Genomic DNA, 1,811 nt, shown 5'->3' on the forward strand with positions numbered 1-1,811 from the left:
CGCGGAGCCGATCGAGGCGGAGGGGATCGTGCGGACGCGGGCGCGGATCGACAGCGCCGATCTGGTGATCGCCCTGGTGCCCCCAGACGGGGCGGTTCCGGAGCTCGGACCGACCCGCACGCCGATCCTGACGGTCCGCACGAAGGCCGATCTGTTTGCCGGCTCAGAAACGGAACGGGAGTCGGACGGTCCGGCCGTTTCGGCCCGCACGGGCGCCGGCATGGCGCGGTTGCTGGATGCCATCCAGGCTGCGGCCAAATCCGGTCTCGGCACCGGCGATGCGCTGATCACCCGGGCCCGGCACAGGGCGGCGCTCGAAGCCTGCGTGGGCCATCTCGACCGCCTGCTCGAAAGCACGGGCGGATTGCCGGAGCTCGCCGCGGAGGATCTGCGTCTCGCCGTCCGGGCGCTGGGCGAGGTCGCGGGTCATGTTGGCGTCGAGGATGTGCTCGATCGGTTGTTCAGCGGCTTCTGCATCGGAAAGTAGTTCTATAGCCGGCAACTCAAAGCGGCATTCGGCGCGGCTTTCCCGGTTTCGTCGCCGGTCGTGCCGCGCTGGGACCGGGATGATCGGCGGATGCGGCGCGCCTACTGGGGGATCCGCAGGATCCGGGGCCGCCAGATCCCCAGCGCGACATTCGCGGTCGCGACCGCCAGCAGCACCCAGAGGGTCCCGCGTTCGCCGGGGAGCGACACGGCCAGCACGGCGGGATCGACGAGGCCGGCCAGCGCCCGGGCGCTCTGCTCCGCCTCCTGCTTCATCGGTCCCTGCACGTAGACCAGGCCGCCCTCGAACATCAGGACCCCGGTGGCGAGCTTGAGCCATGCCCAGCCGGCGTTCAGAAAGGCGCGGTTCAGGGCCATCGCCAGCAGGCCGGACATCAGCGTCACCGCCAGGGCGGGCAGGAAGATCCAGGTGGCCACGGCCCCCATCGCGCCCCGCATCGCCGCGTATCCCGCCAGGGCGGATGGCGCGGGCGCGAGGCTCAGCATGACCACCAGGGACGCCATCGCCCCCAGCAGCCCGGCGGATCCCATCGTGTGGAGGAACTTCAGCAGGCGTCGCACGGCATCTCACCCGGGGCCGTTTCGGCGCAGCCTAGCGTGGGGCCTCCCGGGGGGATAGCGGCGCGCCGGTCGCACCGCACCGGGACGGGGTCCGTCCGCGCCCGTCAGCTCCGCAGGCCCGGCGCCTCCTGGCCGGTGCGGGCCACGTATTCGGTGTAGCCGCCGCCATACTGGTGGATGCCCTCCGGGGTCACCTCCAGCACCCGGTTCGAGAGTGCGGCCAGGAAGTGCCGGTCGTGGGAGACGAACAGCATCGTCCCCTCGTAGTTGGCCAGCGCCTCGATCAGCATCTCCTTGGTGCCCATGTCGAGGTGGTTGGTCGGCTCGTCGAGCACCAGGAAGTTCGGCGGATCGTAGAGCATCAGCGCCATGACCAGCCGGGCCTTCTCGCCTCCCGAGAGCACCCGGCAGCGCTTCTCGACATCGTCCCCCGAGAAGCCGAAGCAGCCGGCCAGCGCCCGCAGCGAGCCCTGTCCGGCCTGCGGGAAGGCCTCCTCCAGGGTCTGGAACACGGTGCGGTCGCCGTCGAGCAGGTCCATGGCGTGCTGGGCGAAGTAGCCGAGCTTGACGCTGCCGCCCACCGTGACCGAGCCGTCATCCGGTGCGGTGGTGCCGGTCACGAGCTTCAGGAGCGTCGACTTGCCGGCGCCGTTGATGCCCATCACGCACCAGCGCTCCCGGCGCCGCACCGAGAAGTCGAGGCCCTCGTAGATCGTGCGGCTGCCGTAGCGCTTGTGACGCCT

The 1,811-nt window shown here is 70.8% G+C and carries 2 protein-coding genes and 1 pseudogene; 1 reads left to right on the top strand and 2 read right to left on the bottom strand.

The window, feature by feature from the left end; translation table 11 throughout:
* Positions 1-487 (top strand): annotated as a pseudogene (locus tag I53_RS27355) (tRNA uridine-5-carboxymethylaminomethyl(34) synthesis GTPase MnmE); the annotation flags it as partial.
* 101 nt (positions 488-588) lie between these two features.
* Here I53_RS27355 and I53_RS27360 read toward each other — a convergent pair.
* Together I53_RS27360 and I53_RS27365 are read right to left on the bottom strand one after the other, a co-directional pair.
* Positions 589-1,068: a hypothetical protein gene (locus I53_RS27360; RefSeq protein ID WP_043356918.1), complete on the bottom strand. Its 480-nt coding sequence runs from the start codon at positions 1,066-1,068 to the stop codon at positions 589-591.
* A 104-nt stretch (positions 1,069-1,172) separates the two neighbouring features.
* On the bottom strand, positions 1,173-1,811 hold a 639-nt coding region (locus I53_RS27365; RefSeq protein ID WP_043356920.1), incomplete at its 5' end, for an ATP-binding cassette domain-containing protein.

It is taken from the genome of Methylobacterium sp. B1 (assembly GCF_000333255.1).
Taxonomy (GTDB): domain Bacteria; phylum Pseudomonadota; class Alphaproteobacteria; order Rhizobiales; family Beijerinckiaceae; genus Methylobacterium; species Methylobacterium fujisawaense.